The organism is Horticoccus luteus, from assembly GCF_019464535.1.
GTDB classification, from domain to species: Bacteria; Verrucomicrobiota; Verrucomicrobiia; order Opitutales; family Opitutaceae; genus Horticoccus; species Horticoccus luteus.
Map to the genome: position 1 here is coordinate 1,712,450 of NZ_CP080507.1, position 24,235 is coordinate 1,736,684.

General features: G+C 62.1%; 20 protein-coding genes and 1 tRNA gene. 9 read left to right on the top strand and 12 right to left on the bottom strand.

Annotated elements, in window-relative coordinates:
* The first annotated feature begins 11 nt into the window (after positions 1-11).
* From infB to ribF, 5 genes are all read left to right on the top strand, one after another.
* On the top strand, positions 12-2,531 hold the full coding sequence (gene infB / locus K0B96_RS07115; protein ID WP_220165467.1) for a translation initiation factor IF-2: 2,520 nt from the start codon (positions 12-14) through the stop codon (positions 2,529-2,531).
* Positions 2,532-2,604: 73 nt separating this feature from the next.
* Positions 2,605-2,970: a 30S ribosome-binding factor RbfA gene (rbfA, locus tag K0B96_RS07120; protein WP_220165470.1), complete on the top strand. Its 366-nt coding sequence runs from the start codon at positions 2,605-2,607 to the stop codon at positions 2,968-2,970.
* Positions 2,967-3,974 carry a DHH family phosphoesterase gene (locus K0B96_RS07125; protein WP_220165473.1) on the top strand — a complete coding sequence of 336 codons (1,008 nt, stop codon included), beginning with the start codon at positions 2,967-2,969 and terminating at the stop codon, positions 3,972-3,974. Before rbfA ends, K0B96_RS07125 begins: the two co-directional genes overlap by 4 nt.
* Before the next feature lie 20 nt (positions 3,975-3,994).
* Positions 3,995-4,723, top strand: coding sequence for a tRNA pseudouridine(55) synthase TruB (truB, locus tag K0B96_RS07130; RefSeq protein WP_220165475.1), 729 nt, complete (start codon positions 3,995-3,997; stop codon positions 4,721-4,723).
* On the top strand, positions 4,720-5,664 hold the full coding sequence (gene ribF, locus K0B96_RS07135) for a riboflavin biosynthesis protein RibF (protein ID WP_220165477.1): 945 nt from the start codon (positions 4,720-4,722) through the stop codon (positions 5,662-5,664). Before truB ends, ribF begins: the two co-directional genes overlap by 4 nt.
* Before the next feature lie 22 nt (positions 5,665-5,686).
* On the opposite strand, the gene K0B96_RS07140 is transcribed toward ribF, so the two are convergent.
* The 7 genes from K0B96_RS07140 to K0B96_RS07170 form a co-directional block, all read right to left on the bottom strand.
* The gene (locus tag K0B96_RS07140) at positions 5,687-8,092 is read right to left on the bottom strand and encodes a DEAD/DEAH box helicase (protein WP_220165479.1); all 2,406 of its coding nucleotides are present in this window, start codon (positions 8,090-8,092) and stop codon (positions 5,687-5,689) included.
* Between the two features lie 52 nt (positions 8,093-8,144).
* Positions 8,145-9,143 carry a peptidylprolyl isomerase gene (locus tag K0B96_RS07145; RefSeq protein WP_255558884.1) on the bottom strand — a complete coding sequence of 333 codons (999 nt, stop codon included), beginning with the start codon at positions 9,141-9,143 and terminating at the stop codon, positions 8,145-8,147.
* Complete coding sequence (gene mfd, locus K0B96_RS07150; protein WP_220165481.1) at positions 9,140-12,562, bottom strand: transcription-repair coupling factor; 3,423 nt, start codon at positions 12,560-12,562, stop codon at positions 9,140-9,142. The genes K0B96_RS07145 and mfd overlap by 4 nt, the downstream gene beginning before the upstream one ends.
* 72 nt (positions 12,563-12,634) lie before the next feature.
* Positions 12,635-13,330, bottom strand: a complete 696-nt coding sequence (gene rnc / locus K0B96_RS07155; protein ID WP_220165484.1) for a ribonuclease III — start codon at positions 13,328-13,330, stop codon at positions 12,635-12,637.
* A complete protein-coding gene (locus tag K0B96_RS07160; RefSeq protein ID WP_220165486.1) occupies positions 13,327-14,115 on the bottom strand; it encodes an ABC transporter permease in 789 nt (262 codons plus the stop codon). Before K0B96_RS07160 ends, rnc begins: the two co-directional genes overlap by 4 nt.
* A gap of 4 nt (positions 14,116-14,119) precedes the next feature.
* The gene (locus tag K0B96_RS07165; RefSeq protein WP_220165488.1) at positions 14,120-14,929 is read right to left on the bottom strand and encodes an ABC transporter permease; all 810 of its coding nucleotides are present in this window, start codon (positions 14,927-14,929) and stop codon (positions 14,120-14,122) included.
* A gap of 49 nt (positions 14,930-14,978) precedes the next feature.
* Positions 14,979-15,761 carry a ParA family protein gene (locus K0B96_RS07170; RefSeq protein ID WP_220165490.1) on the bottom strand — a complete coding sequence of 261 codons (783 nt, stop codon included), beginning with the start codon at positions 15,759-15,761 and terminating at the stop codon, positions 14,979-14,981.
* 140 nt (positions 15,762-15,901) lie between these two features.
* Between K0B96_RS07170 and K0B96_RS07175 the strand changes: the two genes are divergently transcribed.
* A tRNA-Cys gene (locus tag K0B96_RS07175) sits at positions 15,902-15,976 on the top strand.
* Between the two features lie 316 nt (positions 15,977-16,292).
* Here K0B96_RS07175 and K0B96_RS07180 read toward each other — a convergent pair.
* Positions 16,293-17,741 carry a sensor histidine kinase gene (locus tag K0B96_RS07180; RefSeq protein WP_220165492.1) on the bottom strand — a complete coding sequence of 483 codons (1,449 nt, stop codon included), beginning with the start codon at positions 17,739-17,741 and terminating at the stop codon, positions 16,293-16,295.
* A 161-nt stretch (positions 17,742-17,902) separates the two neighbouring features.
* Between K0B96_RS07180 and K0B96_RS07185 the strand changes: the two genes are divergently transcribed.
* On the top strand, positions 17,903-18,553 hold the full coding sequence (locus K0B96_RS07185; protein WP_220165494.1) for a ThuA domain-containing protein: 651 nt from the start codon (positions 17,903-17,905) through the stop codon (positions 18,551-18,553).
* Positions 18,554-18,635: 82 nt separating this feature from the next.
* Here the strand turns inward: K0B96_RS07185 and K0B96_RS07190 are convergent, their stop codons facing one another.
* The 4 genes from K0B96_RS07190 to K0B96_RS07205 form a co-directional block, all read right to left on the bottom strand.
* Positions 18,636-19,484 carry a sugar phosphate isomerase/epimerase family protein gene (locus tag K0B96_RS07190; protein ID WP_220165496.1) on the bottom strand — a complete coding sequence of 283 codons (849 nt, stop codon included), beginning with the start codon at positions 19,482-19,484 and terminating at the stop codon, positions 18,636-18,638.
* A gap of 12 nt (positions 19,485-19,496) precedes the next feature.
* A complete protein-coding gene (locus K0B96_RS07195; protein ID WP_220165498.1) occupies positions 19,497-20,381 on the bottom strand; it encodes an NAD(P)-dependent oxidoreductase in 885 nt (294 codons plus the stop codon).
* Positions 20,382-20,398: 17 nt separating this feature from the next.
* The gene (locus tag K0B96_RS07200) at positions 20,399-21,223 is read right to left on the bottom strand and encodes an MBL fold metallo-hydrolase (protein ID WP_220165500.1); all 825 of its coding nucleotides are present in this window, start codon (positions 21,221-21,223) and stop codon (positions 20,399-20,401) included.
* 76 nt (positions 21,224-21,299) lie between these two features.
* Positions 21,300-22,787 carry a hypothetical protein gene (locus tag K0B96_RS07205; RefSeq protein ID WP_220165502.1) on the bottom strand — a complete coding sequence of 496 codons (1,488 nt, stop codon included), beginning with the start codon at positions 22,785-22,787 and terminating at the stop codon, positions 21,300-21,302.
* 43 nt (positions 22,788-22,830) lie between these two features.
* On the opposite strand from K0B96_RS07205, the gene K0B96_RS07210 reads away from it, so the two are divergent.
* Complete coding sequence (locus K0B96_RS07210) at positions 22,831-23,661, top strand: helix-turn-helix domain-containing protein (RefSeq protein WP_220165504.1); 831 nt, start codon at positions 22,831-22,833, stop codon at positions 23,659-23,661.
* A 144-nt stretch (positions 23,662-23,805) separates the two neighbouring features.
* Positions 23,806-24,192, top strand: coding sequence for a helix-turn-helix domain-containing protein (locus tag K0B96_RS07215; protein WP_220165506.1), 387 nt, complete (start codon positions 23,806-23,808; stop codon positions 24,190-24,192).
* The last annotated feature ends 43 nt before the right edge of the window (positions 24,193-24,235 follow it).

Below are 24,235 nucleotides of genomic sequence, written 5' to 3' on the forward strand. Positions count from 1 at the left end.
TTTATCGTCTGATGAGTATACGTATCCACAAGCTGGCCGAAGAACTCGGTCTAGAGAACAAGGAACTCCTCTCGCTGTTGAGGGAGCGCAAAATCATTGGCGCCGAGGTGAAGTCCGTCTCCAGCACTGTGGATAACATCAACGCGGATGCCTTGCGCGAAGAATTTGGCCCGCGCGCGGCGGCGGTCGCCACGGAAGCAGTAGCGTCTCCTGCGGAGGAGACGACCGGGGAGGGCGCGGCCGCTCCGCAGCATCCCGAGGAGCCAGAAGTCTCCCGCGTGAATCTCCCCGCCGGTGTGTTTGTAAAATCGGCCGACGATATCGTGCGCGAAAAGGAAGCCGCGGCGAAGGCTGCGGCAGCGGCGAAGAATCCGCCGCCCACGCCGGTTCCGGCCGCCGCACCCGCGGCACGCCCCGCCGCCAGTGTGCCGCCCCCGTTGCCGGCGAAAGCACCGCCTTCGGTGCCGCCGCCATTGCCGCCCATCGCCAAGGCGCCTCCGTCCGTTCCGGCGCCGGTGTCCGCACCGCGTCCCGTGAACGCGCCGCCCATGATTCCCGCGCCCTTGCGCGCGCCGGCCACGCCGCCGGTGACGGCCCGTCCGCTTTCCGCTGCTCCCTCGACACCGCCGCCGATTTCTCGTCCGCCTTCTGCGCCTGTGCCGCCTCCGGTGGTGTCAGCGCCGCCTTTGGCGCCGGCGGTGCCCGGCGCGGGTGCCATCGCGCCTGCGACGAGTTCAGGCGAAGTGAAATTGCTGCCGATGAAGCCGCCGATTATCGTGCGGGACTTGGCAGTGGCGCTCGGTCTGAAGCCATTTAAGCTCATCAGTGAAGTAAGTCAGGCGACCGGTGGATTCGCGGGCATCAATTCCAGCCTGGACGAGCCGGTCGCGATGAAAATCGCGGAGAAATACGGTTTCCTTTTGGAAGTGAAGCATCGCGGTGAAGCGGTGGCGCCTCAGAAGGTAAAGACGGCCGACACGAAGGCGAAGATTGAAGAAGAAGAGCAGAAGAATCTCACGCCGCGTCCTCCGGTTATTTGCATTCTGGGTCACGTCGATCACGGCAAAACCTCGCTGTTGGACGCGATCCGGAAGGCGAACGTGGCGAGCGGTGAAGCGGGCGGCATCACGCAACACATCGGTGCCTACCAGATTGAATTCCAAGGCAAGAAGTTGACGTTCCTCGATACGCCGGGCCACGCCGCGTTTTCAAAAATGCGCGCGCGAGGTGCGGACGTCACCGATATCGCGGTGTTGGTGGTCGCAGCGGACGACGGTTTCATGCCGCAGACCGACGAGGCCTTGAAGCATGCGCAGAATGCCGATGTCGCCATCATCGTCGCGGTGAACAAGATGGACGTGAAAGGTGCGAACATCGAGCAGGTGAAATCGCAGATGCAGCAGCGCAACATCGCTCCGGAAGACTGGGGCGGGGAGACGATCACCGTGCCGGTATCGGCCATCAAAGGGACGGGCGTCGATCAGTTGCTCGAAATGATTTTGCTCCAAGCCGAGGTGCTTGAGCTGAAGGCGAACCCCAAGGCGGAAGCCAGCGGTGTCGTCATCGAATCGGAGATCGAAATCGGGCGCGGCTCCGTCGCCACCGTCATTGTGCAACGCGGCACGCTTCGGGTCGGCGATGCTTTGGTGTGCGGCCAGCATTGGACCCGCGTCAAAGCGCTCTTCAGCGACAAAGGCGAACAGATCAAGGAAGCAACGCCGTCCACGCCGGTGCGCATCATCGGCTGGTCGGGCACGCCGGACAGCGGAGCCACCTTCCGCGCCGTGAAAAATCCCCGCGAGGCCGAACGCCTCGCCGAGGAAGCCGAGCAGCGCACGCGCAAGGAAGCGACCGTCGCCGCGGCCGAACCGAAAGAAGTTTCCGTGGAGCAGCTGTTCGCCGATATCGCGGCCACGCAACACAAGGTCCTCAAGCTGCTCATCAAAACCGATGTATTTGGCTCGACCGAGGCGCTGCGTTCCGTGCTCGACGGCATCAAAAGCACGAAGGTTCAGGTGGAAGTGCTCGCGGCCGACGTAGGTCTGGTCACCAAGAACGACGTGCTGATGGCTAGTGCGTCCGGAGCAGTGATCGTCGGCTTCAATACGAAGTTGGAAAACGGAGTTACGCCGCTCGCCAAGCACCACAACGTGCGCATCGAATCGTTCCAGATCATTTATGAATTGGGCGACAAGGTTCGCGAGATGATGGCGGACCTGCTCGAGCCCGAGCAGAAGGAAGCGAAGTTGGGCGCAGCGGAAGTGCGTGCGACGTTCCCGCTCGCCAAAGGCTTTGTGGCCGGGTGTCTCGTCACGGAAGGCAAGATCAACCGCAATGCGATGTCGCGCCTGCGTCGTGGCCGCGAGGTGGTTTACGAAGGCAAGGTCGACACGCTCAAACGGTTCAAGGACGATGCGAACGAAGTTCGCGCGGGCCTCGAGTGCGGTATCAAGCTGGACGACTTCAACGGTTATCAAATCGGCGACGTCATCGAGAGCTACGAAATCCAAAAGGTTCGCGCCTCGCTTTGATGTTCACCCGCTGGGGCCGTCACTGGCGTGACGGCCCGTTGGCACGCGGTGGAACCGAGGAGACACTAATCCGATGAGCAACCGCACCGTTCGCGTCAACGAGCTGATTCAGCGAGAACTGAACGACATTCTGCGCAAGCGGCACCAAAGCGAAGCGGCCGCGGTGACGGTGACGGAGGTGCGCGTGGCGCCCGATTTGCGGGACGGCCGGGCGTTCATTTCGGTCATTGGCGATGAGCAGATGGCGGAGAAAAAGCTGCGCTGGATCCGTTCTATTGCAGCGGAGATCAGTCAGGAATTGAGCCGGCGCATTGTGTTGAAATACATGCCGCGGATGACCTACGTGCTTGATCGCTCGCTGGGCCGGGCGAGCCGATTGGAACAGGTGATGGATGAGATCGAGCGCCAGGCGAAGTCGGCGGACGAGAGCGGCGAATGAGTTTTTATGCCGAGTTGTCGCCGCGCTTCGCCGCTGCCTTGGCCGAGCTGAGCGGACGATCAATCGCCGTCGTGGGCCACGCGCGACCGGATGGAGATTGCATCGGCTCCCAGGTCGCGTTGGCGCGGTTGCTGATGTCGCGTGGCGCGGAGGTCGTTTGCGTCAATGCCGACGTCGTGCCGCGCCGGCTTCAGTTTCTCGTGCGCGGTATGACCTTCCTGCGCACAGATGATGTGCTCGCTGCAGGCCGCGACTATACGAGTTTGTTCGTCGACTGTGCCGACCAGCGCCGGGTGGGCGAGCGATTGAGCGCGCGGTTTGCGCAGCCCTTCGCGGTGATCGATCACCACTTGTCGAATGTGGGCTATGCGCAGCACAACTTCATCGACACGGGTTCGGCGGCGACCTGCGAAATCTTGGCGGGACTCTTTATCGACAACGACTGGACGATCGATGCGCAAACGGCGCAGGCGTTATATACCGGGATCCTTACGGACACGGGACAATTTCGTTTCAACTCGACGTCGCAACGCACGTTTCTTCTCGCGGCGGAGTTGATGGCGCGAGGCGCCAAGCCGACCGAGGCGGGCTACGAGCTTTACGAACGAGAGAGCATGGGGAAATTACATTTGCTCCAGCGTTTTCTGGCGTCGCTGCAGCTCGCATGTGACGGGCGCATATGCATTGGCCGCCTGCCGAGCGGCGTGTTTGCCGAGACCGGCACAACGGCCGAGGATACGGAAGGTCTCGTGGACTATGCGCGCAGCATCGACGGCGTGGATGTCGGCGTATTGATCGAGGAGCGGCCGGATGGTGGCGTGAAGGCCAGTCTTCGGGCGAAGGATCCGGCCTATCGTCTCGATTTGATCGCGGGGCAGTTCAACGGCGGAGGGCACGCTTGCGCGGCGGGTTTGAATCTCGCGACGGACGCGAAGGATTTTCAAGCGCGGCTTGTGGCTGCGTTGTCGCGACAGATAAACCAAGTCGACGGGGCGCGCGCCTGAAGCGTCGCGCTATTTCTTTCATGCTCGGGCAACCCAAGAAGGAATACGATGGCGTCTTGTTGGTCGACAAACCAACGGATCACACCTCGCACGACGTCGTCGCGCGAATTCGCCGCAAATTTAACCAGAAGCGCGTCGGCCACGCTGGCACGCTCGATCCGATGGCCACGGGGTTGCTGATTATGCTGATTGGCAAGGCGACCCGGGCATCGCAGTTCCTGATGGGGCTGGGGAAGGAATACGAAGGCACGATCGAGCTCGGCAAAGTGACCAACACGCAGGATGCCGAGGGTGAAGTCGTCGCCACGCGGCCGGTGCCGGCGTTGACTGAAGCCGACGTGCGCACCGCGATGGCGTCGTTTCTCGGGGATCAGTATCAGACGCCGCCGATGTTTTCCGCCATCAAGATCGATGGCGTGGCCCTGCACAAACTGGCGCGCAAAGGTGAAGAGGTGGAACGGGAGCCGCGCTTTATTCGCGTGCAAAGCTTCGAACTCCTGCGTTTCGCGCCGCCGCAGTTCGATTTTCGCATTCGCTGCAGCAAGGGCACGTATGTGCGGACGATTGCCCACGATTTGGGGCACAAGATCGGTTGCGGCGGACATCTGGCCGCGCTCCGTCGGACGGCGGTCGATAAATTTCAAGTGGCCGATGCGCTGACGATGGACCAGATTGAGGCAATGCCGTTGCCCGAGTTGGAAAAGCGCTTGTTGGCAGTGCACAACGTCGTGCCCACGGTGGCGCTGTGAACTCAGCCGCGGAGTTTGCTGGATTGGATTGCGCGGCGCTGCCGCCGCGACCTGTGCATCTGGCAATCGGTATGTTCGATGGGGTGCATCGTGGTCACCGCACGGTGATCGAGGCGGCAGTAACGTCAGCGCGCCAAGCCGGCGGCGTGGCCGCCGTGCTGACTTTTTTCCCCCATCCGAGCGCGATTTTTCGTCGGGACGATTGTACACAGTTGATCCTGCCAGCGGCGGCGAAGCGGCGGGTGCTCGAAACCCTTGGCGTCGAGGCCATCATCACCGAACCGTTTACCCCGGAGTTTAGTCAGATCCCGGCCGAGGAATTTCTACCGCTGCTGCGCGCGAAGCTACCGCGTTTGGCGGGAATTTATGTGGGGGAGAACTGGCGCTTCGGACGCGGTCGGCGAGGCGACGCTGCGTTGCTCGTGCGCGAAGGGCGTGCGGGCGGAATCTCGGTGTTCACGGCGGCGCGAGTTTCGTGGGATGGAAAACCGATCAGCAGCACGCGTATTCGCTCGTTGCTCGTGAAAGGCGACGTCGCAGCGGCGAACAAACTGTTGGGCTACGCTTATTTCGCCGAAGGGGTGGTGAAGCCCGGCAAGCGGCTGGGGCGGCAGCTGGGATTTCCCACGCTCAATCTCGATTGGGCTCCGGAGTGCCGGCCAGCCTTGGGTGTGTATGCGGTGGAGGTGCGCGGAATCGACGGCCGCGACAGACGAAACGCGGTCGCGAATTTTGGATTGCGGCCGACCGTGGAACCGGGCGCGACGGAGCCCCGTTTGGAAGTGCACGTGCTCGGCGATTGCCCGTTCGGGGAAGGTGACGCGTTGCTCGTGGACTGGCGGCAGTTCTTGCGACCGGAAGTGCGTTTCGCGGGCGTGGAGCAACTGCAGGCGCAGATTGCGCGCGACCGCGACGCAGCGGCGGCGTTTTTCGCGCGTTAGGCCGACATCCGGTCGAAGATTTTCAGCGCAGCAGCGCTTGCAGATCGGAGAGCGACAGGTTGGCCGCCGCCGCGTCTGAGGCCTCGAAAACGCCGGCGAGCAACGCTCGCTTTTCCGCCTGCAGCGCGAGGACCTTTTCTTCGACCGTGCCGCTGCAAATCAGTTTGTAACTCGTGACGGTGCGCGTCTGACCGATGCGATGCGCGCGGTCAGTGGCCTGCGCTTCGACGGCGGGATTCCACCACGGATCGAAATGAACAACCGTGTCTGCGCCCGTGAGGTTGAGGCCAGTGCCACCCGCCTTCAGCGAGAGGAGAAACAACGGAATTTCAGGCGAGTTTTGGAAGCGATCCACCTGTGCCTGGCGTTGCCGCGGAGACATCGCGCCATCGAGGTAACAGTGGTCGAGGCCGAGTTGATCCAGTTCGGCGCGCAGTAATGCGAGCAACGAGGTGAATTGCGAGAAGACGAGCACGCGATGGCCGTCGTCGACCGCTTCGGCGAGCAACTCGCGCCAAGCCTCAAGCTTGGCTGATTCGCGAAACGTGGCCGCGTCGGCGTCAGCTTCGACGGGACGGAGCAACCGCGGATCGCAGCAGATTTGCCGCAGCCGAAGCAGCTGGGTGAGCGTGGCGAGGCGAAGCCGGCCCTCGTTGGCGCCACTGGCCTGAAGGTCGATCAACTCGCGTTCAGACTGCTCCTGCGTGTCGCGGTAGAGGCGAGCTTGGGCGGGGGTGAGATCGCACCAAATGGTTTGCTCGATCTTGTCCGGTAGTTCGGGAGCGACGGCGCGCTTGGTGCGGCGAAGGATATAAGGCGCCGTGCGGGCGCGCAGGCGTTCGTTGATCCAGGCGCGTTCCTCGGGCCGCAGGTCGGGCGGGGGAGCGTCGATAAAACCCGGCATGAGGAACTCAAAGAGCGAACGCAAATCGTCGAGCGAGTTTTCCAGCGGCGTGCCGGTGAGGAGGAAGCGACCGCGGGCGCGGAGGGCGCGGAGAGCCCGGGCGTTTTGCGAGCGCCGGTTTTTGATGTGCTGCGCTTCGTCGGCCACGACACAACTGAAGTCGATCGCTTCGAAAATGCCGCGATCGCGAGCCAAGGTGCCATAGCTGGTGATAACCAAATCGTGGCGGCCGAATTCGTCGGGGGACGTCAGGCGCTGGTCACCGTGATGGACAAACGTGCGAAGCGCGGAGGCGAAGCGCGCGGTCTCGCGGCGCCAGTTTTCCAAGAGCGAAGCCGGGCAGGTCACGAGGGCTGGTGCGCGGGCGGAGTCGGCCCTGGTCTGGAGCGCACTTAGAAGTCCCAAAGCCTGGAGGGTCTTGCCCAACCCCATTTCGTCGGCCAGCACGCCGCCGAGGCCATGTGTGTGGAGATGCCACAACCAGGCGACGCCGAGGCGTTGATACGGGCGCAACTGCTCGCGCAACGCGGCGGGGATCGGTGCGGGTGCGAGCGTGGCGAGATTGCGGAGCGCTTCGCTTCTTCGCTGCCAGGCTGCGGGCGGTTGAAAATGCGGCGCGATTTCTTCCAGCAGTGCGGTGGTTTCGGCGAGCCGGGCAGTGCTCACGCGATGCGCGCGGCGCACGCTGGAGGCGCCTCGGCCGGGCGGCTCACCGCCGAGGGCGCTTTGGGCGCGGTCGAGACGTTGCAACGTCGCCGGATCGAAAAGGTAAACTTTGCCGCCGGTTTCCACGTAACCGCGATTGGAAGCGACGGCGTTGCGCATCGCGGCGTCGTCCGCCTGCCCGGCGCGCAGGCCCAGTGTGAGCGTGAATCCGGTGTGCGTTTCCACGGCATCGCAGGCCACTTCGGCGAGCTGGATGTTGGAGGTCAGCCGGTCGAATTGAGTGGTCGTTTCAACATCCTGCCGACGCAACGCAGTGAGATGGGCTGCCAGGAAATTCAGCGTCTTGTGTCGATCGCGCAGCCACCACTTGCGGTTTGATGGCTCCAGCGAAAATCCGGACGTTTTGAGCAGGTCCAGCCACTCGGCGTAGTGCGGGTGCTCGCGGGAGGGGAGCGTGATCGCCAAATAATGCTCGCTGCCGTCGATGATCAGCGGCGGGAGTTCGCGCGACGCTGGCCGAGGCGGCCGCGATGAGGCGGGGGCGATAGGAACGGACGAGGCAGGGGAAGCGGGCGCGGCGGGTTCCGCGAGGAGGTCATCGCGGGTCCAGGGGCTGGCGCGGCCGTTTTCGATGAAAAAGGGTTGGGCCTGCGCCGCGGCGGCGAGTTCGCGCAACTGCCGCCGCGTGAGTTGAATGAACTTTGGAGGTGTGGCCGCCGCGGACCAGCGTTGCAGCAAGGCCAGGACGGGAAATTCCGTGGGAGCGGGCGCTGACGTGAGATCGACCTCGACGCGTAGCGGGATCGCATCGCGCCCAGCCGCGGCCACGAGGTTGGGCGGGAGATGAAAGCGGACCATGAACGGACGATGCGACGCCGGCGGATCCGCTCAACGCAAGCGCAGGTGCGCTTCAGTAATGCTTCACGTAGCCGTTGCGGCGGAGGCGCTCGAGCCAGCGTTCTTCACTGACGCGACTCATCTGGGTGATGAGCATGTTTTCGATTTGATCGCGCACTTCGTCGATCGGCTGGACGCCGGCATATTTGCGATCTTCGACGTAAAGAATGAAGCAGCCCTCGGGCGTGATGATGGGAGCGGTGCATTCGCCTTTTTTCAGCGCGAAGAGCGGTTCGCTGAACTCGCTCTTGAGGTCGGTGCGTTTTTGCCAGCCCCAGTCGCCGCCTTTCGAGCGGCGGGAATCCTGGCTGTATTCGCGGGCGAGGTCTTCGAATTTCTCTCCGTCGTGGAACCGGTTGAGGACTTCGGTGGCCTTCGCCTTGAGCTCCAGATCGCTTTCGCCATTGGCGCGTGAGAATTGGATTAAGCGGAGGCGGACAGAATCATCCTGGTAAAAACGGTCCTTGTTTTCTTTGTAAAAGGTTTCGATTCGCACAGGGCTGACGATGCTCTGCGACTTCCGCTGCTGGCTCTGCATGTAGCGGTAGATGATGTCTTCTTCGACTTCCTTCCGGTAGTCGCGAAGCGTCATGCCGCGTGACCGCAGATAGCCGAGAAATTTGGAGCGATCGTTGTCGAACTGCTCAACCTGGATGTCGGCGATGCGATTATCGATGAAGCTTTCCGGAATGTGCTTTTTGTCGTCCTTGCGGAACTCTTTCACGATCAGAACGCGATCGATGAGCTGTTGGATGACGTCGTCCTGCAACGACTCGAGGCGTTCGTTGAACTCCTTCTCGTTGCGCGATTCCCGCTGGATCTGCGGGATGAGGGGGGCGATTTCGCGGCGGACGTCGTCCACGGTGATCACCTTGTCTTCAGCGATGGCGGCGATGCCGTTGGCGAAGCGCAGGTTGAGACCGTCATTGGGCGTTTCTGAAGTGGTCTGGGCCTTAGCCGGAATCAGGAGCGCGGCCGCCAGGGCGACGAGGGCAAAACGACGGAGCATCATGGATTCGGCAGATTGTTCAGAAAAGAGATAATTTCCCGCAAACGTAGAAGGGGCTTGGGGGCGGTCAACCTCGGAAACCGGGCGCCTATCTGCACCCAATCATCGCGGCGGCCGCTGTTGCGAAGACACTTCAGGCGGTTCGACTCGGTTTCGACGGAAACGATATTTTTTTGTTCCGCTCGAATGCGGATCTCGGTCATGAGAAGCAGGGCGCGCACGGGATCGCCGAACTTCCCAAAGCGATCGCGCAACTCCGCTTCGAGTTCCTTCAGGCGACGGAGGGAATCGGCGAGGGCGAGTTTGCGGTATAAGTCGATGCGCAGCCGCGTCTCCGCGATGTAGTCAGTGGGGATCCGCGCGGCTATCCGCTCGATCTCGCCGCCCGAAAGCTCCGCGTCTTTAAGCGCGGTGAACCCATCCTGCGGGCGCCGTTTGGCGGCGTCTTCGCCGGCACCTTCGCCCACAAAGACGAAATCGAGTTTTACGTTGGCGCGAATGGCGGCGGCCGCCTTGTCGCCGCGCAGCCGGGCGACGGACTGGCGGAGAAGTTGGCAGTAAAGTTCGAAACCGACGCCCACGATGTGCCCGCTTTGCTCCGAGCCGAGGAGATTGCCCGCGCCACGAAGTTCGAGATCGCGCATGGCGATGCGAAAGCCGGCGCCGAGCTGGTTATGCTGCCGCATGGCCGTGAGCCGCTGGCGGGCCACTTCCAGCAAGTGCGTATGGCGATGGAGGAGGAGATAAGCGTAAGCCTGGTGTTTGAAACGTCCGACGCGGCCGCGCAGTTGGTAAAGTTGCGAGAGACCAAAGCGGTCCGCGCCTTCGATGATGATCGTGTTGCTGTTGGGGATATCGAGGCCGCTCTCGATAATGGTCGTCGAGACGAGGACGTGGTATTTGCCGGCCACGAAATCGGTCATCACGCGTTCGAGCTCGTCGGCGTGCATCTGCCCGTGACCGACGCCGATGGACAAGTCGGGCAGCAATTCGCGGAGCCGGGCCGCGACGAGGTCGATCGTCATCACGCGGTTGTGCAGATAGAACACCTGGCCGCCGCGGCGAACCTCGTAGCGCACCGCATCGATCACGATTTTTTCATCGTAGGTTTTGACGATCGTCTGGATAGGATGGCGGTTGGTGGGGGCCGTTTCGATGACGCTGAGGTCGCGCGCGCCCGTAAGGGCGAGGTAAAGCGTGCGGGGAATCGGCGTGGCACTCATCGACAGGACGTCGACGGTTTCGCGCATGTGCTTGAAGACCTCCTTGTGCTTCACGCCGAAGCGCTGCTCTTCATCGATGACGACGAGGCCGAGCTCTTTGAAGACAACGTCTTTTTGCAGAAGCCGGTGAGTGCCGATGAGGATGTCGGCCTGTCCGGCGGCGACGGCTGCGAGGACTTTTTTCTGTTCTCCCCGCGACCGGAAACGGCTGATCATTTCGACCGCGATGGGGTAGCCGGCCATGCGTTCGCGAAACGTATTCAGGTGTTGCTGGGCGAGCACCGTCGTAGGCACAAGCACCGCCACCTGCCGCCCGCCCTGCACCGCTTTGAACGCCGCGCGAATCGCGACTTCCGTCTTGCCGAATCCGACGTCGCCGCAAATGAGCCGATCCATGGGGCGCGTTCGCTCCATGTCGTTTTTCGCTTCGCCGATGGCGCGGAGTTGATCAGGCGTTTCGGTGAACGGAAAGGAAGCTTCGAATTCCTTCTGCCAGGTGGTGTCGGAGGGAAACGCGAAACCGGGCTGCGCCTCGCGCTTGGCTTGGAGTTGAAGGAGCTCCGCCGCGAGATCGATCGTGGAGCGCTCCGCAGCCTGCCGGGCTTTTTCCCAGCGTCCGGAGCCGATGCGGCCGAGCTGCGGTTTGGCTTTGCTCAGGCCGACATAGCGGCTGATGAGGTGCGACTCCTGCAGGGGCACATGCAGCGTCACGTGATCGTCGAATTCCAGCGAGATCACTTCACGCATTCCCTGGGCGGTGTCGAGCTGAGTGAGGCCGCGGAAAAGCGCGATGCCGTGCTGCAGGTGCACGACGAAATCGCCTTCCACGAGCTCCGAGAAATCGAGCAACTGGTCGACTTGGGCGCGCTGGACGGTGGCGCGGGCGTTGAGCGCCGGGCGACGTTGACGCTGGCGGCCGAAGATTTCCGTTTCGGTGACGACCACCAGCCCGGCGGGTGGGGCGGCCTTGCGTTTGCGGGCGGAGGTTTCGGAGACGAGGCCGGCGAGCGCGGTGGGCTGAGGGGCGTTCTCGTGGAATGTGACGCGAAAGCCCTCGTTCAGCGCGCCGCGGAGGAAGCGCGGCTGGAGAGGTTTGAGCTGGGGATCTGCGGCGAGGATTTCGCGGGTGCGTTGTTCTTCGCCTTCCTTGGACACCACAAAAAGCACGGTGAACTTTTGGCGGTGCCACTCGGCGACTTGCCGTAGGAAACGCGCGCGCGCGTCTTCTTCGACCATCAGCCGTTCCTGCGCCACCAGCGAGTCCTCGGGATAGGTGCGATGATGCGAGAGGCTTTCGGTATCCCAGGTTATTTCCTCGGCATCATCGGGGAGAAAGGCGTTGGCTTCGTCGATGTCGCTGAGCCCGAAGCAAGACGCACATTTGGCCAAGAGGGCCGAAAAATGCGCGGGCGCGCCCGCGCGGGATTGGGCGCTGAAGTCGGCTTCGAGTGACGCAGGCTCGATCAACGCGAGTCGCGCCGCAGACGAAAGGTAGTCGGCGAGACCAGTCAGCGACGGATCGAGCCGCACGCGCGACGACGCGGATAACGTAATGGTCGTGACGGTGCCCGTGGAGCGCTGCGTGGCAGGATCGAAGGTGTGAATCGCCTCAATCTCATCGCCGAAGAAATCGAGCCGATAAGGCTGATTGGCGGTGACGGGATAGACGTCGATGATGCCACCGCGCACCGCGTACTGTCCCGGCGCTTCGCACACGGCTTCGGAGTCGTAATCAAGTTCCTGCAGGCGGGAGAGCAGGCCTTGAAAGGGCTGCGACTGACCTTGCGTAAGCGTGAGCTCGGCGGTCGAAAAGGCTTCGAGCGCCGGCACGGATTGGAGCAAGGCCGCGGGAGTGGAGACGACCACCAACGTTTCGGCGGCGGAATTTGTGCCCCGCAGAGCGCGCAACTTGCTCAACACGGTCAGTCGGTCATTGGAGGCGGCGAACGCTTCGCGCATGTCGCGGCTGTCGGCGAGCGATTCAGGAAATACGAGGGCGGAAAGTGGCGGAGCGTCCGCCGCCGCGCGGCGGAAGAGTGCGATGTCTTCGGCGAGTTGTTCCGCCTGTCGCAAGTCTCCGGTGACGACGAGCCAGACGGGCGCGGGGTGCATCCGCGTGAGCGCCTCCGCCACGGCACCCCGCGCCGCCGCGCAGATGCCAGAAATCTTGAAGCGAGACGCAGAGGACACCGTCGACATGCTGATGGTTGAACTAGGAATTGAAGTCGGCGTGCGACGCAAATTGCCCGACCGCTCAGCGGGTGAGCGTGGCTACGGCAGGCGGTCGAGAGTGAGGAGCGCCGCGGCCGCCGCCGCCGCCTCCGCGGCTTTCTTGGAGCTTCCGCGGCCCGTGCCGAGCTCCTGGCCGTGCAACGAAACCGTCACCTCAAATGCACGCGCGTGATCGGCCCCTTCCGTACGGACGACTTCATAATGAAGGGCGTTGTTGCCATGTTCGGGTTGCACGCGTTCCTGCAATCGGCCCTTCGGATTGTCGACGGTCATGGTGCTGGCCAAGCGTCGCTCAAGCGGCCCGTAGAGACCAAGGACGACCCGGCGGGTTTCTTCGAGTCCAGCATCAAGAAAGATTGCCGCGACGAGCGCTTCGAACGCGTCTTCCAAAGCGGCGGATTTGTGCCGACCGCCGGTGGACTCTTCGCTGGCGCTGAGGTGGAGCGCGGCGTCGAGTCCGATCTCAAGGGCGAGTTGACTGAGGAAGCGGCCCTCGATGAGGCGCTTCCGACGTTGCGTGAGATCACCTTCGCGAGCGGTGGTGTCCGCGTGGAAAATCGCCTCGGCGATGATGAGATCAAGGACGGCATCGCCGAGAAATTCGAGCCGTTGGTTGCTGTCGGCGGCTTCGGGATGGTCCTGTAACCAGGACGGATGAGTGAGCGCACGCTCCAGCAAGTCGACGTTGCGAAAGGTGTAGCCGATGCGTCGTTGGAAAGAAAGGGCGGTGCTCATGAGCTGGCGCTGGAATAGCGGCGGATGCCACGTTGGAAAACCCAGATCGCGATCACGAACCAGATCGCAGCCACGGCGACGAGCCAGACGGCGTCGTGCCATGCGAAGCCGTGCAGCAACGTGCGGGCGGGGGCGTTGGTGATGATCACGGTTGGCAACAGCCAGACGAAAACCACGTTGGCGGCACCCCGGAAGGCCTCGCGTGGCAGGCGGGAAAATTCGGCCAAGGTGAAATAGCTTCCTTCGACGCCTTGGGCGTTGGTGATCCAGAACGAAAGCGATACGCAGAGAACGAGGATGCTGTAATGCACGACAAGCCCGCACAACACGAGCAGGGCATAGAGCGCGATTTGGGCGAAGGAAGGATGCAGGCCCAACTGGTGCGCCGAATAACCGACGACACCGATCGCGACGCAGAGGTTGACGAGACTGTCGGGATCGAGCTTGCGGGTCGACGCCATGAACAGGGGGTTACCCGGTTGCGCGAGAAAGAAGTCAAAGCCGCCGCTGCGCACGTTGCGGCCCAGCTCGAACAAGCTGCTCCAAAACAGTCCCATCAGCAGGCGTTGAATCAGGAGCGAAGTGCCGACGAGGAGCAGCATCTCGTATTTAGACCAGCCGGCGACGGAATCGGTATGCGAATAGATGACGGAGATCAGGAGCAGGTTGACCGCGATCCAGAAAAACTCGACCAGCGCCCACATCAAAAAGTCGAAACGAAACATCATCGAGCGCACGACGGCGTAGCGCGCGCTGGCGGCCCAGATTTGGAGATAGCGCCACATCGGTTCAGCCGCCCACGGCGGTGTGACGGCGCAAACCCCGGCGCCACAGGAATTGGTTGAACGCGAGCAGCACCACCACCCAGGCCGATTGGATCAGCAGTCCCTGGCACGTGGCGGCGAAGTCCAAGCGGCCGGTGAGCACGGCGACGGGAAAATACATTTGATAAAAGTAAGGCAGAAACTGCGAGATGCGGAAGAGCGCCGGCGGCATCAAATCCAGAGGGAACACCTGCCCGCCAAGCAACGATTCCACGGCCATCGAGAGGATGACGAAAGACTGGATTTCCAGAAACCAAAACGTCAGCAGCCCGAAGCAGAACGCGATGCTGAACTGGATCACCGCGGAGAGCAGCATTGCCACGGCGCCGAGCCCGAAGCGCCACAACTCATGCGGCAAAGCCAGGTGGGCATGCAGCCACGGCAGCGCCACCACGAGGGGAATCAAGACAAGCAGACCGGAAACAAGCCGGGCCGCGACGAAGATGCTGAACCGATAGAGGAAATAGTTGATGGGCTTGAGCAGGAACTGATTGATGAGCCCGTTGCGGATTTCTTCGCTGATTTGATAATCTTCGTTGAAGGCACTGATGAAAAACTGAAGCACGAGCATCGCGACGAAGTAAGTGATCGTCTGGTCCAGGCTGAAGCCGCCGATCATGCCGTTGCCCTGATAGGCCGCGCCCCACAGGATGAACACCACCGCGAGGTGGAAAAACGAAAAGAATCCGCGGAGCGCAAAATTCCATCGATAGACGAGATTGCTCTGCATCCCGACGAGGAAGGCTTGGCGGTATTTGACCAGCGCAGCGATCATCGGCGAAGTTAGGAGCGGCAGACGGTGCAGCAGCGGGCGCGCTGCGGTCTCACGCGTGGAGTTTGAACCGTTCGATGAGTTCCTTGGCGAGATTCCGGTAGGCCGTCGCGCCCGGGCTCAGCGGGTCGTAAGCAAAGATGGTCTGGCCGAAGCTCGGCGCTTCGCTGAGGCGCACCGTGCGCGGAATGACCGTGGAAAAAATTTTGTCCGGCAGGTGGTTTTTTACTTCGTCGACCACCTGCCGGGAGAGGCGGGTGCGAATATCGAACATGGTCATGACAACGCCGCCGAGTTCGAGGGCGCTGTTGATGTTGGCGGTTTTCAACCGTTCGACGTTGCGCAAGATCTGGCCGAGGCCTTCGAGCGCGAGATATTCGCATTGGAGCGTGATCAGGAGGTAGTCGGCCGCGGCGAGGCTGTTCATCGACAGCATGCCGAGCGCAGGCGGACAATCGATGAGGATGACACGAAAGCGGCCCGACTCGCGCACGGACGACAACACGCCGCGCAGTTTCATCAGGTAGTTTTCCGTTTGCGCGAGTTCGATCTCGGCGGCGGCCAAATCCTCCTCGCTGGGAATGAGGGAAAGATGCGGGTAGCTGGTCGCGGTAATCATTTCCTCGGCGGTGCCGTTGTCGTGGAGCGGGCCGTAGAGGCTTCGACCCTCCTGCTTTTCAATCCCGATGGCGCTCGTGGCGTTGGCCTGTGGATCGAGGTCGACGAGCAGCGTCTCGATCTTCTTCTCGGCCAGCGCGGCGGCAAGATTCACGGCGGTCGTGGTCTTGCCGACGCCGCCCTTCTGATTTGCGATGCTGAAAACGAGGGTGCTCATGCGGCCGGAGACGTTTGGTCAAGGTCCGGAGGGGCGCAAGCGTGGCCATCAAGATGGGCGCGATTGCGGGTGAGAACAGGTGGAGATTTCAGTTCTTGCGGAGCGATTTTTTTTCCTGCAACGTGCGCGGCCTTGTTGAGGGCGCGGTAGCCAAGTGGTAAGGCCGAGGTCTGCAAAACCTCTATGCGCCGGTTCAATTCCGGCCCGCGCCTCCAAATTTTAAGTGCGAAAGCGAAGTCCCGATGCGTCGGGCAAGAGACGCGAGGAAGAGCAAGTCGCGGGCAGCGGGCAACGGTTTGCGCCGAGGCACAGCGAATATTTTGCGCGAGATTTGAACGGCGAGCCTGCCGGATGCGTCTTCCCCACTGTTGTTTTTGTTGTTTCTGGTTTTGTGGTAGAAACCAAAAAGAGGCCGCCGCGGGGCGGCCTTTTTGCTGCTCCTGCGCTCCGTTGGCGGCAGCGCGCGGCGGGCTTGGGCGCCGCAAAACTTCAACCGCGCCGTTGAAGGGAGCGGCCGCCGCCGGCTGCGATTTACTTCGTCGTTGTTTCGACGAACGGACTTTCCGTGTGGCTGGGCTCGTATTCGCCCGCGATGGAGAAGTGCACGGTGGTGCCTTCACCCACGCGACTTTCAAGCGTCATCGCCCCGCCCATGCGTTCACAAAGTCGGCGCGAGATGAGCAGACCGAGACCGTGACCTTGGGCGCGATTGGCGCTTGAGGCGTCGACTTGGCTGAACGCACGGAACAGGAGGTTTACCTTTTCAGCCGGAATGCCCGCACCGGTGTCAGTCACCGTGAAGAACAGTTTCAGGTGCCGCCGTTTGGGGCTGATCGATTCGCCGCGGGCGCAACGCACTTCGATGTTTACGCGGCCGCGCTCAGTGAACTTGAGCGCGTTGGCCACCAGGTTGGTGAGGATTTGCCGCAGGCGGTTTTCGTCGCCGTAGACCGTAACCGGCACGTCGCTGTGGACGTGGAACGTGAGGGTGACTCCGGAGGTGCGGGCGCGGGGCGCGAAGAAGGCGCAGACGCTTTCGAGACAGGCGCGCGGGAGAAAAGCGGCCGAGGCGATTTCGATCTTGTCGGCTTCCAATCGCGAAAGATCGAGGAGGTCGTTGACCAAGGCTTCGAGTGCAAGACTGCTGGAGCGGATGAGGGCGACATGCTCGCGTTGTTCGGCGTCGAGTTTGGTGTCGGAAAGAAGGCGGGAAAAGCCGACAATGCCGTTCACGGGCGTGCGGATTTCGTGACTGACCATTGCCACGAAATCCGACTTCGCGCGCTCCATGGCTTCGGCCTTTTCCTTCGCTTGCAGGAGGGTGGATTCCGAGGCTTTGCGATCGGTGATGTCGTGGCCGACGGCTTGAAATTCGCGGGGGGCGGACGGGCTGACGCGAATGCCGCGCTGGGTCCAGAGAATCCAGCGTTGTTGCCCGTCCGGCAAGGTGACCAAGCGCTCGAAGGTCAGCGCGGCTTCGCTGTCGGTTTTGACGGCATCGGCGCAGACGAAGGGCCGGCCGATCAGATCGCTGCGGCTGGCGCCGAGCGCGCGGGAGTAAGCGCCGTTGACGAAAGTGAGTTCTCCGTCGGCGCGATAGCGGCAGATGAGATCCACCTGATCTTCGACAATGCCGCGATAGCTGGCTTCGACGCGTTGGAGAGATTGGGCGAGGCGCTCGATCTTGCGGGCAAGGCCAATGACTTCGTCGGTGTCGTCGATGCTGCCGGAGCCGAGGGGGGAGGAAAAGTCGTCGGGCGCTTCGCCGATTTTTTGCAGGCGCTGGCGGAGGGTGCGATCCCAGACGTAGCCTGCGAGGACGAGCAGAACACAGCCGCAGATGGCGAAACCCAGGACGTAGAAAGCAGTGCCAAGTCGTTCACGCAAATCCTCTTGCATGACAATGGCGAGCAGCGCGGCGACGAGGCTCAGTGCCAACGCGAAGATCAAGATGGTCTTTCGCCGATAGGAGTTACGCATCCGGGCGGGAGCCTGCGGATTGTGAGTGTGAAGTCTAATAAAAAAGCGGGCGCGCGGCGCGGGGTGCGGCGGATTTGTTTTGATGCGAGGCCGGGGGGCGTATCAGCGTCGGCGCCTGCGTGACGGCCGGGCGTTTGGTTCGCCGGACGCATTCTTACTCCATGAAAAAAGCTCTGATTTTCCAAGGTGGCTGGGATGGCCACCAACCCAGGCAATGTGCCGATCTGTTCGCCACGAAACTGACCGAGCGCGGGTTTGCCGTCGAGGTGGCCGACTCCCTGACCGTGCTCAATGACGCAGAACGGTTGCGCGAGTTATCGTTGATCGTGCCGCTGTGGACGTGCGGCACACTCACGGCCGAGCAGGAAACCAATCTCGTGGCTGCCGTCGAAAAGGGCGGTGTGGGGCTGGGCGGGTTTCACGGCGGCATGGGCGATGCGTTTCGGGGCGCCATTTCGTATCAATGGATGGTGGGCGGACAATTTCTGGCGCATCCGGACAACGTGAAGGACTACACGATCAACATCGTGCGACCCGACGATCCGATCACTCGCGGGATTCCGGATTTCAAGGTGCGCAGCGAGCAATACTACATGCTGGTCGATCCCCGCAATGAGGTGCTTGCGACGACGACGCATCAGAGTGTGAGCGCGACATGGACCAATGGCGTGGTGATGCCGTTTGTCTGGAAAAAACCGCATGGTGCGGGCCGCGTTTTTTATGCGGCGATGGGGCACCAGCTCGCGGAGTTTCACGATCATCCGGAGCAGTTGGAAATCACGTTGCGCGGCATGGTTTGGGCCGCGCGGTAAGCGCGGACCTCGCACCAGGTTGAAACAAAAAGGCCCGCTCGGGAGAGCGGGCCGAAGAACCGGGCAAAAGGACGAAGCGGCGTTATTTCGCGCGTTTCCAGGCTTTCGCGAGTTCGCCTCTCAGGACGACGGCATCAGGCCAGGCCGGGGGGAGGCCGGTGATGTTATAGCCGGCACCGCCCTCGTGATACGGTCCCATTTCCGGGCAGACGTAGAGCGTACGATCTGCGTTTTGCGGGGCGGCTTTCCAGCATTTGAAAAGGTCGACGGTGAACGCCAGATAGCTTTTGGCCTCGTCGGTGAGTGCGCCTTTGTGCGTGACGGCGACCTGGCAATGGTGGCCGTTGAAGGGCCGGCAATGCGATTGATCGGAGTTTTGCACGAGGTCGGGATGGTCGAGGAGGCGGGCGCTGTAGTTGCCCGGTCCGAGATGTTTCACGACCGCGAAGTGCGAGAAATCGAAGTTGATCTTGATGAGCTGACCGGTGGCTTTCTGAAAGCGCTCGGCGATTTCATAGGTCTTTTCCGGCGTCTCGGTGCAGCAGTCGCGATGAACTTCGAGCGAGACGACGACGCCGCCGATTTTCTCGGCTTCGCGCACGAGGCGCAACCAGTGTTTGGCGGCGACGGCGGGCGGAGTGTCGTGGTCGTCGAGCTGGACGTTGATCTGCACGGCGCCGGCTTCTTTTTGAGCGCGGATCGCGGCAACATATTTTTCCGGATCGCCCGAGCTGTCGGAGATGAATCCGAGCAGGTGCGGGAGTTGGTATTTTTCCGCCAAGCGGCGATGTTCGGGCGTGAGGGCAGTGGTGATGCCGTCGAAGCCGGCGTCGGCGACTGCTTTAATTTTCTTCTCGAGGGACCACTCTTTTTCACGAGAGGGGTGGCCGACGAGGGACCAAAGGTTGGCAATGTGGGCGATGTGGGGCATGGGAGAAAGGGCTCAGGCGTGGCGGCCTTTGAACGTGAGTTCGGCGACGCCGCTCTTGTCGAGTTGGCCGAGGCCGAGGGCGACCATCCGATCGAACTGGAGCTTGGCGGCGGCGGCGAGGGGAAGGTTGAGGCCGGTCTCGGCGCCAAGGGTCCAGGCGATGCCGCTGTCTTTGGCCGCGTGCGAACCGGAGAAGAAGCACGCGTGGTCGCGATTCTGCATGTCTTCGCCGTCGGTTTTGAGAACTTGGGAGTTGGCGCCGGTCTGGCTGAAGACTTCGCGCAGCATGTTGAGATCGAGCCCGAGGGCGGCAGCGAGGCCGAGGCCTTCGGCGAGCGCGCAGGTATTGATATTCATCACCATGTTGACGAGGGCCTTGACCTGCGCCGCCTGGCCGGTCGTGCCGATGTAGCGGAGAGCAGTGCTGAGTTTCTCGAGGATCGGTTGAACGCGATCGAAGGTCGCCCGGTCGCCGCCGCACATGAGGTAGAGGGTGCCGTTGCGCGCTTGGGGAATCGACGAGGCCATGCAGCCTTCGAGGGTGAAAGCTCCGGCGGCTTGAGCGCGGCGGGCGACCTCGACGTGCGTCTTCGGCGTGATGGTCGCGCAATTCACGAACACTTTGCCGGCGGCCTTCGTCAGCAGGGAATCACCTGATTCTGCGAAGACACCGAGTTGCGCGGCGTCGTCTGTGACGACGGTAAAGATCACGTCCGCAGCCGCGGTGACGGCGGCGAGGGTGGTGGCGTGCGTGGCACCAATTTCCTTGGCCAATTCCGCGGCGGCGGGCGCATGGACGTCGTAAACGGCGGTGACGGTGTAACCGCAATCTTTGAGGCGGCGGGCCATGTTGGCGCCCATCCGGCCAACTCCGACAAAAGCGATTTTTTCAGACATGTTAGTGGTGATGAGGGTTAGCGGGCGAAGAAGGGATTGTGCTGCTTTTCCTGGGCGAGGGTCGTGAGCGGGCCGTGGCCGCAGGCGAAGACGGTATCGCGCGGGAGCGAGAGGATTTTTTGGACGTTATTTCGATATTGGTCTTCGAAGTTCGTCGGGCTGCCGCCCATCGAGCACGAGAAGATCGAGTCGCCTACAATGGCGAGGGGCCAGCTCAAGCCGGTGACAAAAAACGTCGTCATGCCGGGCGAGTGGCCCCACGTGGAGAGCGTTTTGATCGCGAGCTCGCCGAGGTGAAAATGGACGTTTTCCTGAAAGGTTTTCGCGCCGGGAAAATCCGCGGGTTCGCGGTCGCTGGCCCAGACGTCGGCCTTGGTTTCCGCAGCGAGGCGGGGCAGGTCGGCCACGTGGTCCTCGTGGGTGTGCGTGAGAAAGATGTAGCGCACATCGAGGTGTTCGGCGCGGATGACGTCGATCATTCCGGTCGCATCGGCGCCGGTATCGAAGGCGGCCGCCTGGCGCGAGCGGGGATCCCAAATGAGGTAACTATTGACCGTCATGTCCTCGAAAGGAGTGTTAAACGCGGCGAATCCGCGCGGGAACACGGGTTGCTGGGGATACCACGCTTTTTCCGCGAGGGTTTCGAGGGCGTTGGGCCCGAGGCGCAGGTGACGCGCGAGGCGGCGGATGACCGGAACGATCGGTTCGCCGCCTTTGACGGCGGCGAGATCTGCGGCGGAAACCTCGGCCTTGGCGGCGAGTTCTTCGTCGGAGATTTTCAGACCGCGTTGGGTCTTGTTGATGACGTCGTTAAAATTATCTTCGAGAGGAATCCGAGCCATGCAGAGGCAGTAAACGGGGGCCGGGGAGGAGCGCGCAAGCTGAATGCCCGTGAAAGTTGGCGCGGGGTGCCACCGGCTACATCGGCTTGCCGGAACGCGGGGGACACGTGGCGGCGTTGGAAAGCGGATGAAAGGCGCGGATGCGCGTCAAAAGGCTTTGATAGAAGTCATACGCCGGGGAGCCGGGCGTGCGGGGAAGCGAAGACTGGAGAGCTGCGGCGCCCTGATCGGCTTTGCTTTGGTATTCTTCGCGGAGGCGGGCGGCGCGTTCGCGATAGTCGGCGTTGTCGATTCCGGCATGTTCGGCGAGGAGCGGCAGCCAATGATGCGCGTATTGGACGTGGGCAGTCTCGTCGATGATATCGAAGAGCATCATTTCGGCGGACTCAAGATCCTGACCTTCTTTGAAATCGACGTAGCTCTCGTTTTTGACCACGAAATGGCCGGTTTCCGCGATCAGTCCGATCATGAAAACATGCTGGTAGAGTTCGGGTTTGGTGATGGGTTCGGCGCGGTAGGATGACAGGAGTTCGTCGTGATGCGCGAAACATTCGTCGAGGGAGAGTCCGCGCTCGGCGGCGATTTGTTGTAAGAGCGCTTCGCGTTCGGCGTTATCATAGCCGGGGAAGCCCACTTCCTCGAGTGAGATGTTAAAGTCCCGCAGCCGCGAATGACCCGAATCGCCGTGGCGAGACTCGTCCCAAAGGTGGCGGGAAATATCGTGGTGCCAGTCCCACGGCATGTAGTGACCATCGTAAAGCCAGCGCAACTGGTCGTCGGGGAGGTTTTTTTCCAACATGTAGCCGTAAGCCCAAAAGAGGCGCCGCGTCTCAAGGCTGGTGCGAAAGTCGGCGCGCACGTAGTCCATGAATGGCTGCTGGGAACGGAGCGGTTGGTCGCGGCGGCTGAAACGAGCGAGGCGAAAGTCCGTGCCGACGCCGGCGGGGCGCGCGTGACCTTCCGCGCCGATTTTCAGGGGCTCGCGAAGGTGACCGCAGGCGGCGAGCTGGGACTCGACGGCGGCGCGGTAGGTGGCGTCGGTGACGTGCGGATGCCGGCGGCGCCAGTCGCGATACCAGAGCCATTGCTGGCTTTTGATCTGGTTGATTTCGTGCAGCAGAGCGACGGTGGGTGCGTCGTGAATGGGGTGGGCGTGCGTCGAGTATTCGCCGTAAGCCGCGGTGAGCGTCTTGAGGAGGCATTGGTAGATGCCGTCCAACGCATCCTCGAGGCCGGGGGCGAGGAGGATCGCGTTGGCGAGGTGTTCGAGGCGGGCGGAAACCGGCGCGTCCGGTTTACCGCCGGGAAACTGGGCGATGCGTTCGCGGAGACGGCGGACACACTCCGCTTGGTCCCACACGTGGCGGTGAATGGCGCTTTTATCATCCCACGGGGCAATTTCCCGGCCCCAAGCGCATATGAGGCGGTGCATGCTGCGCTCCACATACTGCCAGTCCCCGAGCAAATCGACGATAGCGGGTTTTTGGCGGGTTGTTGCATCGACGGAAAGTCGGGGCCGGGAGGCGGCGGGGCGGGTGGAAACGGGGGCGGAAAGCGAGCTCATGTTATAGATTGGCGGAGCATATCCTTTTCTGCACGTTCGGTCTGTGCCCAATAAGCGCAAATCTGTATCGAAAATTGACCAGACGGCATGGCGAAGCCCGTTGACGGCCAGCGGGCACCGGCTCGGCGAGCCGGATTTCACGGTGCAAACGCATGAGGTGGGTTGCGCGCGTTATGGGCGCGAGTGGGATCACGCCCAGGTGTGCAGCCCTTACTGGCGGCTCTATTATAACTTTGAAGCTGGCAGTTCCGTGCGCGCGGGCACGGCGGTGTGGCCGCTCGGGCCGGAGCGGGTGATCGTGATTCCGGAGGGGGTGGTGTTCGATTGCCGGGGAGGCGAAGGGGCGCGCCACCTTTGGGTTCATTTTACGACCCGGCCGGCGTTTTCCTGCGCCATACGGGCGGTGTCGGCGGATGACGTGCTGCGTGCGATGCTGGGGCGGTTGGCGGAGGAAGTAGCGGCAGACGAAGGGCGACGGGGAAGTTTGCACCATTGGAGCATTGCGGTGGTGAGGGCAACGCTCGCCGCGGCCGGGGTCGTGCCCGCGGCCACCCACCCGCGCTTGCGAAAGGTGTTGCGGTGCGTGGAGGGCGGGTTGCGCGGAGAGTTGAGCAACCAAGTGCTCGCGCAGGCGGTGGGGCTGAGCGTCGAGGCGTTTATCCGGTGGTTCGGACGGGAGACAGGGCGGACGCCGGCGGTGTTTGTAGCCGAAGAACGAGTGCGCGAAGCCGGGCGGCAGTTAGTCTTTACCAACGATTCTATTGAGCACATCGCCGAGGCGGTCGGGTTTGCCAATCGGCATCATTTTACGCGGGTGTTTACGCGTTATGCCGGTTGCGCGCCCGGCGCCTTTCGACGAACGAGAAAGCCGTAACGGCAAGAGAGGCCGAGCTTGTATCTGATACAATGCGCCGCAATGAAGGTGGCCGGCAAAGTATATTCACGAAGAAAATAAGATTTATCGTTGAAAAAGACGGAACATTAAAGCAGAACACTAGACTGCTTTATCGCACATACTATGATCAACGACACCATGAAAAGGCTCGACGCAGCTCGGGCCAAAGTCTCCGCCCTGGAGGCAAATTTGGCGACCGAGCGGTCCAAGGAACTTGCGTCCCTTCCGGCTCGTTATGGATTCAGCAGCGCCGCGGAATTCGCGAAAGCGGTGCGGGCGGCGGGCGGCGGCGGCAGTGGTGCTGGCCGTGTCAAAGCAGCCAAGGCCGGCGGCGGCAGCGGCAAGCGCCATCGGGCGGTCATCACTTCGGACACGAAGTCACAGGTGAAGACGCTGGTTGAAGGCGGCAAAACGGGCGCCGAGATCGCCAAGGTCCTCCAGATTTCCCTGCCCAGCGTGCAGAATATCAAAAAGGAACTCGGGCTGGTGAAGGCCCGCAAGAAGAAGTAAGCGAGCGTCCGCGCACTCGAATTTTCGAACCCCCGCAGCACAG